The sequence below is a fragment of the Prosthecobacter sp. genome, from assembly GCF_044373815.1.
Taxonomy (GTDB): domain Bacteria; phylum Verrucomicrobiota; class Verrucomicrobiia; order Verrucomicrobiales; family Verrucomicrobiaceae; genus Prosthecobacter.
Window position 1 is genome coordinate 1 of sequence record NZ_JBIPNG010000273.1, and the last position, 8918, is coordinate 8918.

8 protein-coding genes are annotated in these 8918 nt (G+C 56.5%); 3 read left to right on the forward strand and 5 right to left on the reverse strand.

Translation table 11 applies throughout. The features are described from left to right. On the reverse strand, positions 1-961 hold a 961-nt coding region (locus ACIREA_RS20020), incomplete at its 3' end, for a lipopolysaccharide biosynthesis protein (RefSeq protein ID WP_397384115.1). A 127-nt stretch (positions 962-1088) separates the two neighbouring features. Here ACIREA_RS20020 and ACIREA_RS20025 point away from each other — a divergent pair. Both ACIREA_RS20025 and ACIREA_RS20030 read left to right on the forward strand, forming a co-directional pair. Continuing rightward, entirely contained in the window at positions 1089-1799 is a 711-nt protein-coding gene (locus ACIREA_RS20025) for a serine O-acetyltransferase (protein WP_397384116.1), read from the forward strand. Positions 1800-1914: 115 nt separating this feature from the next. Then, positions 1915-4203 (forward strand): GNAT family N-acetyltransferase, encoded by a 2289-nt coding sequence (locus ACIREA_RS20030; RefSeq protein ID WP_397384117.1) that lies wholly within the window; start codon positions 1915-1917, stop codon positions 4201-4203. A gap of 52 nt (positions 4204-4255) precedes the next feature. On the opposite strand, the gene ACIREA_RS20035 is transcribed toward ACIREA_RS20030, so the two are convergent. The 3 genes from ACIREA_RS20035 to ACIREA_RS20045 form a co-directional block, all read right to left on the reverse strand. Beyond that, the gene (locus ACIREA_RS20035) at positions 4256-5548 is read right to left on the reverse strand and encodes a glycosyltransferase family 4 protein (protein ID WP_397384118.1); all 1293 of its coding nucleotides are present in this window, start codon (positions 5546-5548) and stop codon (positions 4256-4258) included. A gap of 27 nt (positions 5549-5575) precedes the next feature. Continuing rightward, positions 5576-6370, reverse strand: coding sequence for a class I SAM-dependent methyltransferase (locus ACIREA_RS20040; protein ID WP_397384119.1), 795 nt, complete (start codon positions 6368-6370; stop codon positions 5576-5578). Positions 6371-6440: 70 nt separating this feature from the next. Further along, positions 6441-6734, reverse strand: coding sequence for a hypothetical protein (locus tag ACIREA_RS20045; RefSeq protein WP_397384120.1), 294 nt, complete (start codon positions 6732-6734; stop codon positions 6441-6443). Positions 6735-6954: 220 nt separating this feature from the next. Here ACIREA_RS20045 and ACIREA_RS20050 point away from each other — a divergent pair, with 220 nt between their 5' ends. Next, positions 6955-8448 carry a lipopolysaccharide biosynthesis protein gene (locus ACIREA_RS20050; protein WP_397384121.1) on the forward strand — a complete coding sequence of 498 codons (1494 nt, stop codon included), beginning with the start codon at positions 6955-6957 and terminating at the stop codon, positions 8446-8448. Here ACIREA_RS20050 and ACIREA_RS20055 read toward each other — a convergent pair. Beyond that, on the reverse strand, positions 8435-8918 hold a 484-nt coding region (locus tag ACIREA_RS20055; protein WP_397384122.1), incomplete at its 5' end, for a hypothetical protein. The genes ACIREA_RS20050 and ACIREA_RS20055 overlap by 14 nt on opposite strands.

The following is an 8918-nucleotide window of genomic DNA, read 5'->3' on the forward strand; positions in this document are numbered from 1 at the left end:
CCATCCAGCGCTTGAAAAAAGGCTCGCTCACAAACACCGCCCCGACGACTGCCCACGATGCAAATATCGACGTGATCCGCGTCACACGGCGGAACTGCATACGCAGCTCCTCATGTTTCCCCGCGCCATGAAGCTGGCTGAAAACGGAAAGCACCTGCCCGCCGAAGAGCGCGTTCACGACGTCCTCCAACATGGTGATCATCCGTAGGCCGATGGAGTACACCGGCACCTCCGCCACGCCAAACATCCGGCTGATTAGCAGCGGATTCACCTGGAGGCGCAGGCTGTCGCCGATGTTCACCAGCAGCACGGAATTGGAATACGCAAACAGCTCGTGGCGCGCCTTGCGTTTTTCATCCTCCGGTAGTTCGCAGGCCTGTGTTTTTGGCAACCGGCGCGCCCATCTGGTTTGCAGCAGAAGTTCCAGCAGTTCACCACCACCATGGGCGATCGCCGCGCCAATGAGGCCGTAACCGTTGATGAGCACCCACGACATGCTAAAGGTCTGCGCAAGGGTGCGCACAATAGATGCCCAGGCTAGCAGGTCATAGCGGACATGAGCGCGCAGCAGGATTACCGGCATCCGAAAAGCGAACCTCACAGCCGTCACCAACCCGCAGAGGACCAAGGGAGCGGTCACCTGCAGAACGGAAAACTTTTGCGACGCGATCCACGGCATCATCGGGATGGCCACCAAGGTGCAGACCAAAATGCCCAACCCGATGAAACGAAGAATTCGCTGTGCCTCGCGTTCGATCGCGCCCTGATGCCGCTTGTCTCCCTCACCGACGGCGTGAGCGAAAAATCGCACGCTGGCAAACGTGACGCCAGCGTCCAACAGGATAAAGTAGCCGACCACGCTCATGGCGAGCAACCATGAGCCGTATCCGTCATCACCAAGACTATGGCGCATCAGTGGCGTGATGTACAATATTGACGCCATCTTCACGCCATGATCCATCAAGTTTGCGCCGGAACCGCGCAGCAGATATCTGCCAAGACTCATGGGTTAGGAGAACAGCTTCCTTGCATCAATTATTCTTGGCTTGGAACACAAGGCCTTGCAAGCCCTGACTGATGGTTCTCCAATGAAACTCTCACCGCAATCACGGGTTCCATCGAAAACACAAGCCTTGCCATTGCGCAAGGACCGGCTTTATTTCCTTACCCCACAGTCGGCATCCTTTCTCGCAAGCATGACATTTCAGGAACTCAAGAACCTCATCGCTGCGGATCAGCATCGCTACGAGGCGCGGCACGGCTTCCGGGACTTCCTCAAGCAATGGATTCGTGAGGGCGGCTTCCGTTTTACGGTGGTCATGCGACTCTGTGCCTGGCTGCGCGCGCAATGGTGGAGCCGGTATGGCCTCTATCACCTCATGCTCTGGAAACACCGCCGGATGCAGATCCGATACGGGGCGTACATTGAATATTCATGCCAGATCGGCGGCGGGCTCTATCTGGGACACATGTGTTCCATCGTTACGAATGTGCGCTGCACCATAGGCGACAATTGCACCCTGGGGCATGGCGTAACCATCGGAAAAACTCACGACCGCAGCAAGCATCCAGGCGTCCCGATGATCGGCGACCGCGTTTATCTGGGCTGCGGGGCGGCTATACTCGGCGGTGTGAGGATCGGTGATGACGCGGTGGTCGCGCCGAACGCGGTGGTGATCTCAGATGTCCCAGCGGGCGCTGTGGTTGGCGGCATACCGGCGCGGGTTCTTTCCATGGAAGGTTCGGCAGGATATGTGTCAAACGTTGCTTTACAGAGCGGGCCAATACGTGAGTGTTAGAGTCCGATGCAAACTTCGAATTCGTCTGCGAGTGAAAACGGAGTCGTAAACGACTCATGGATTGCGGGTGAGTCTTTACGGGTATATTTGAAACTCCCACAGTCGGAAAAATTACATGACGCAAAGAGTTTTGACAACATCCGCTGGAATTCAAGTTCGCTGGATCAGCAGGCCGGTTGAATGGAAAGAACTGGAATCCTCCTGGAGCGAACTGCTGGGCAACAGCTCCGCCGACGCCATCTTCCTCTGCTGGGACTGGCTCGACACATGGCTTGAAGTTTATGGAGACGGTGGAACCTGGGTCATCCTAACCGCGACTGGTCGGGACGGAGTCCTTATCGGTGTGGCTCCAATGATGCTGGATCGCGGCACTGGCTTGGGTGGCAAATGGTTGCGGCGCCTGCAAATGATCGGACAGAAAGCTGACACGGCATCCGAGTTTCTTGACTGGATTTTACGCAGGGGTTTTGAACAGCCCGCCACCAACGCGCTTTGCCAGTTCATTTTTTCAGATCTTTCAGACCAATGGGACATTCTTCAGTTCAATTCGATGCGTGCGGATTCACCAATGATTCCCCTGCTCGCTGCCGAGAGCAACTGCAGGCAGTGCTTCCCGAACGTGACGACGACCACGACAGCGCCCTACGTCACCCTAGCCCCGACTTGGGATGCGTTTCTCAATCAGCAGCGCGGAAAATTCCGCCAGAGGTGGAACAAGTTTCACCGCGACCACTCGGTCACGATCCGTCTTGCGGGCCGCGACATGAGCGTGGCCGCTGGCATGGCGAAGATCCGCGAACTGAATGAATCTCGCTGGGGACAACGGCGCCAGAGTTTTCTATCCGAACGTTATGTCCGCTTTCATGATCGCGTGGCGGAGAGGCTCCATAAGAGCGGCCATCTGCTGCTGATTTTTATTGAGGTGGACGGGGAGATTGTCGCCGGACGCTATGACTTTGCTTACGGTGGGAAGGGCTGGAGTTTTCAAGGTGGCTGGCTGCCAAAATGGGAGAAACTCAGCATCGGCAAGATGATGCTCACTCAAGTCATCCGCTGGTGCATCGAGCGTGGGCTCAAAGAGTATGACTTCCTTGGTGGTTCCGCATCCTACAAGAGCGAATGGAGCGATGGTGAGCGGGCGATGGTCAGCATCCAGGCTGCTAATCCCGCTTCAATTCGAGGTCGTCTCTACCTGTACCTAAAAGACCATAAGGACCGCCTCCGCAGAAATATTGACTGCGGAGAAATTCAGACAGTGACAGTTCAAGTGATCCGTAGCTTGGAGGCTTTACAACGAGAAAAGGAAGTCTGGACGCGGCTCTGGCGCACTCACCCTCGTCCGGAGATCTTTCAACATTTCGGATGGTCACTGGCTGTCGCGAAAGCTTATCAACGGGAGGACAGGCTCTATGTCCTTCTTCTGCGTGATGCGGACGGCGTGCCCGTTGGGATCTGTCCTTGGGCGCTGAGCGACGGGCGTATTTCGTGGCTGACATCGCCCCGGGCAGACTACAACGACGTCGTGTGCGCAGCCACTGACGGCCCACGCGTCGTCGAGGCATGTTTGCGGCACTTGCAGGAAACACGTGGCCGTGTTTGGCGCGAAGTTTTGCTCGAGGATGTTCCAGATGACTCGGTCTGGAGCACCCATATTCGCAATCTCAAAAATCCGCCGCTCAAAATCGCGGCAGAGAATCCCGAGCCATGCTTGAGTGTCCAAATGGATGCGGCTGGAGCCGTCCTGGGTGGCATCACCGCCAAGAAGGGATATGGCAGGAACGAGAAGGCCCTGGCCGCATTTGGGAGCGTATCGCTCGATGAGCAGATCACGCTGGATCAACGCATGGCAGCGCTGCCTGGCTTTTTTGACCTTCATATTACGCGGTGGGCGGCTGCGGGAAAGACGAGCATGTTCGGCGAGGCGTCTTCTCGTGAATTCTATCGTCTACTGATGCAGGATTCGGAGCTTGCCAGGTTGATCGACTTCACGTCATTGACTGTGAGCGGGGAACCTGCCGCGTATCATATAGGCTTCTGGGGGGCGGGCAGGTTTTTCGTTTACAAGTGGTGCTTTGATCCGGCTCGTCAGAAGGCCGGGCCAGGAACAGTCCTCATGGTGCGCCTCATGGCTCACGCGGTAAAACGGGGCTTTTGGGAGTTTGATTTTCTGCGCGGAGGAGAAGGCTACAAAAACCGCTTCGCCAATACAAGCCACCTGTCACACGACTGGCGTGCCTTTGCATCACCGATCCGCCGCTGCTGGCATGAGGCCAAGGCGCGCCTGCGTCAGCGATACCCTGCGCTCACGAGAGGCCTCGGTGCCCTTTCGCGTGGCGATGTGCACAGCATTCGTCAGATACTGAAACCGATGCCTCCTGGTGCCGTTTCAGAACAAGACCCGTAGACGAGCGCGTTGAGGCCAGTGTGGCCTGCGACTTTGATCACCAACGGATCAGTCAAGACATTTCATCAGCAGCCATCGAGGTCAGGAGTTCGTCCAGGCAGTCATTCACCTGATCGATCCGATATTTTGAAACTGATTCGCGAGACTTCGCCGAGACCTCCCATACTCCTGTCTCCCATTGTTTGACCAATGTCTCAAATGCAGCGGCAATCTCCTCGGGCACTCCTTGATCGGCAAACGCCAGATCACACTCCCGCAACAACTGATGAATGGCACTGTCAGGCTCTGCGAGACCCAGCACGGGTTTCGCATACGGGAGGTATTCGATCAGTTTGGTTGGCAGAAAAATCCCTCCGAACCCCGGTGTGTCGAGTACGAGAAGCAGATCGCTCTGGGCAATCATGTCCTGGCACGTCTGGTATGGCACGGAGGACAAAAGAGACACTACATCCGTCAGGCCCAGTGAATCTACCACGCTTTGATAGCAAACGGTGTCCTCGCCGACGAATGTCACCTTCAGACGTCCCTGAAGAGGAGACAATTCATTGAGCAATGCCAGAGCCGCAAAGAGACTGTAAGGCTCACGCAGAGTGGGAGTGAGAGAACCTGCATAAAGTGCCTCAAGCGGTCGGTGGCCGGCCCTGGTCACGGGTGCCAGCGGCTTATCCAGCGCTGCAAAACCGTGGGGGATGACGTGGACTTTGTGCCTGGCCCAAGGGTGCAGGCGCAGGATATGATCAGCCAACCCGCGGCTGACAGTGACGATGGCGTCTGCATCTCGAAAAATTCTTCGCTCGAATTGCCAGGCTATCCACCTCTGGAGGCGGTTATGGAACGGTAATTCTGTCCACGGATCGCTCATATGAGCCACCCACGGCAGTCCGGTAGCACGCTTGAGAAGCCAGCCTGTCACATTGCTCACATGCTTCGTCGCACGCGAGTAGATGATCGCAGGGCGGTTTTGTTTGAGCCAGCGTTTGCCAGCCGGCACGGATGAGAACAGCCAGAAAAGAAAAATTTCCGGCAAAATCCAGCGACTGAGAAGCGTCAGGATCAAGCGCGCTATTTTAGGCCATCGTTTTCGCAATACTGCATCGTAGCTTGGCGTGCGCAGAATCTCGAGATCGGCAGGCAGGCCATCGAGCATCGCGTGGTCGAGCCCTTGGTGCATGTGCTCCATAGTCGTCGTCAAGACGGAAACACGCCATCCGCGACGAAGCAGGTCGAGTGCATTCAGCCTCACAAGGGACGATTCCGGCCCCATCGTTGGCGGAAAATTATGGGAAACAAGCAACACCCGGCTCTTGGGTGAAGGCTTCTTGATTGGAATCGACGGTGGCATCATGTGGCTGAGCAATTGAATCCAAACACCTTATGCCGGCTTGCGGCAGGTGTAGAAAATCCACGACGACACGGGATCAGTAGCATCAGCCTCTGTCTTCCGTCCTTTTCCATCATAAACTGCCTCCATCAGGAAGCCCAACCGCCCAATCTGCCGCACCTGCTCACGCTTGGAAATATAATAGATCGGGACTTTGAAAAAGTTCCCGCTGTCGTGTCGCAAAGCGTATTCCTCTTCATCGACGGCGCAGTGCAGCGAGCGCTTCCAGTTGCGGATGCAGCTGCAGTAATGCTGGAAGTTTTTCAACATGCGCACCGGATGCTTGGAGAGGCCCAGATTCTCCAAGGCATATGGACTCACCCTTGGACGATCACGGTTGTGACTTGAGAAGGCAAACACTCCGCCAGCCTTCAGCACACGATGGATCTCACGCATGGCGCGCAGCCGACCTTCCTGTGAAAGACTGTCAATGCCGTTGAATGAGAATATCACGCACTCAAACTCCCCATCAGCGTAGGCCGAGAGATCCGTCGCATCGCGCACCTCCAGCCGGACGTCGGGGAAACGATCGCGGGCTTCCTGCACCATCTCCGGTGAGAAATCGATGCCGGTATAGTGGGCAGCCAGCGGCTGAAGGAAACGGATCGTTCTCCCCGCCCCAATGCCGACGTCAAGAATGCTCTTCCCTTGGATGTCACCCGCAAAATCACTCAGGAAAGTTTGTTCTTCCGGCAGCACGAACGCCTTGGTCGCAAACCATTGGGCGACCGCCTGGCTATGATAAAACTCTTGGTTGAGCGATTCGATATTTTCAGGGCCAGCCATATCGATCTATTGCCGATGATCGACCTCGTGCAAACCGGAAACTGAACCGCTCTCTCGGCGAATATTGCGTTCAGAGTGGAGGCTGTCCAGCGTACCGGGCTCTCGATCCCACGAAGGGGAGATAGCCCAGCCCAAGAGCCGCCGGCGCGCGTTTCTCACCGAGGACGAAGCGGATGCAGTCGATTAGATGCGTCCCGTGGTCCGCCAGCACGCCGGGGCAACTGGTGGCGACGCGCAACCCGCCGCCAAGCGCACCGCTTTGCACCATCGCCGCCGCGCGCTGATAAGCCGAATGAAAGCGCCAGTGGTGGCCGCCGACGAGCTTGCTGTTCTGCCGGGCACCCAGGTCTGTACGAGTCTCCACTTTGGAGCCAAGCTTCCTTCACGGAGCCAAATCGTCAGCTTTGCAACTTTCCACGGGCAGACACCGTCCAGGAATGTTTCTTACCATGACTGTTTGCAAACCACCTTTTCGGAGCACAGCGGTGTGGTTGTCTCAGAATAACGAGGCAATTGGATGATTTATTTTTAGCTTTTCTGGGGATTTGGATGAACAGAGGCGTCCTATGAGTTTGGGAAGACGAATGTTTCACAGTGCCAGCATTGGTTTACTGGAGCACTGTATTAAGGTGGCTGCTCTTTTCATCAGCACCCCGATCATGGCTCACTATCTGGGACAGGAGGGATATGGCATGTGGCTGCTGGGCATGTCGATGCTTACCTACCTGGCCATTGTAGACATGGGACTGACGTTTTCTGCCACCCGCTTTTTGGCAGTGGCGGTGGGGTCCGGTGATCAACAGAGACAGGCGGCGGTTATTGCTGTGTCAGGGCGATATTTTCACATCATGGGCTGGATCGTTACGCTGGGAAGTCTATCCGTCTTATGGCTGATCCCGTGGCTTCTGCCGGGTAAAGCTCATGTGTGGGACCTTATTTTCGCCACCTTGTTCTGCGGAGTGACTCTCTCACTGCGGTTTCATTTTCGAATGCCGGGACTTTTATTGAGGGCTCACGTACGTTATGACCTCCAGGCTTGGGCCTCCATCATCCGTGTATTGTCGCAGACGACCGCCATGTGCTTGATACTGTTCCGGGACGGTGGGCTGTTGGGCGTGGGGCTGGTGCATGGTCTCGGAGATTGTCTGGAACTTGCCTTGCAGGCAATATTCGCCAGACGGCTGCGAGTCCCCGGCTATGCACCGGCTGCAGATGATGGCCGCCTGGCTGAATTACGCAAAGATCTGTTCCACTACACGCGCGACATGCTGCTCAACTCCGTTGGCAACACGTTCCGCACGCAAGTGGGGCCCATGGTCATCGGCAAGTTGCGCGGCGCCGCGGAAGTATCGATCTATTCCGTCAGCACACGCATTCTCGGAATCCTCCATGATGTGACCAATGCGATGTTCGGCGGCATTGTCCTCACCGCCTTCGGACAATTGCACGGGGCGGAAGACAAAGAACGGCTAAACCGCGAGTTCAATCGGGTCACGACGATCACGGCAGGCTTTGGTGCCTGGGCAGTCGGTGGCTTGGTCTTGTTTGGCGATGCCTTTATACACCGCTGGCTCGGAGACTCGTTTGCGGCTTCCTGCAGCATTCTGCTGATTCTTGCCGTTCCGCATGCCCTTTCCATCATGCAGTATCCTGCCTACAATTTGCTTTTCACCATCGGCGGGCAGCGTGGACTACTGTGGCTGGGCTTCATCGGCGGGTTCATAGCAGGCATTCTCTCATTGCTGTTTGGAAGGGCTTGGGGCACGCAGGGGGTTGCCATGGCCTTGGCGACTGAGGGACTGATAGGTTCGGCCATCGGCGTCCCCTGGCTGCTGCACCATTACTGCAAGATCAATCCTCTTCGCTACCTGGCAGTTTCCATTCTGTGGCCGGGATTGAAAGCTCTTGTCCTGCCCGTGACTTGCGCCTGGCTGCTTCGTTCACAAATAGTCCCTGACTATGGCCATCTTGTTTTGTGTGGCGTGGCCTACTCGCTGGTGTTCGTCCTGTCCGCGCCGTGGCTGCTCATGGATGCCGAGGGACGGCGCTTGATTTCACGCGCATTTACCTCCCGCTGAACATGCTTTTTGCTGCGCCGATGCCGTTCCAAAGAAGGGGCGGAGTGATGTTGCGCAGGAGCACTTTCAGAGGCGGCTCGCTTCGCCTCGTGTAACCTGGAAGCGAGTCTTTCAAGGCTTGAGCCACCTGCCGGCAGAGCGCAAGATCGCTAGGCCACGATTCTGACATCCGCAGCCAAGTCTGGCGGTGGACGGTCTCGGTTTTCGTCAATGCCTCAGAGAATCCGTCCAGCCAGTCCGGGTTCCAGCTTGCCGCGAGCTGGTCCAAGTCCTGTGCCATAATCAGCCATTCCTTCTCTTCTCGGTGCAACATGCTGAACTGCGACTGGCCTGGATGCAAACGTACGATCGCCCCGATGAACGGATCGACGGCAAAGAGGCCGGTTGCTGCTGAATGCGCCCCCCAGGTTCGTTCGCCAAATAAATCGGTGACCTCACTTCGTGATCTCAAAAGAGCTCGCAGCGTTTCC

Coding starts and splice junctions, on each gene's coding strand:
- ACIREA_RS20025 (WP_397384116.1), top strand. CDS start 1,089: ATGAAACTCTCACCGCAATCACGGGTTCCATCGAAAACACAAGCCTTG.
- ACIREA_RS20030 (WP_397384117.1), top strand. CDS start 1,915: ATGACGCAAAGAGTTTTGACAACATCCGCTGGAATTCAAGTTCGCTGG.
- ACIREA_RS20035 (WP_397384118.1), bottom strand. CDS start 5,548: ATGATGCCACCGTCGATTCCAATCAAGAAGCCTTCACCCAAGAGCCGG.
- ACIREA_RS20040 (WP_397384119.1), bottom strand. CDS start 6,370: ATGGCTGGCCCTGAAAATATCGAATCGCTCAACCAAGAGTTTTATCAT.
- ACIREA_RS20050 (WP_397384121.1), top strand. CDS start 6,955: ATGTTTCACAGTGCCAGCATTGGTTTACTGGAGCACTGTATTAAGGTG.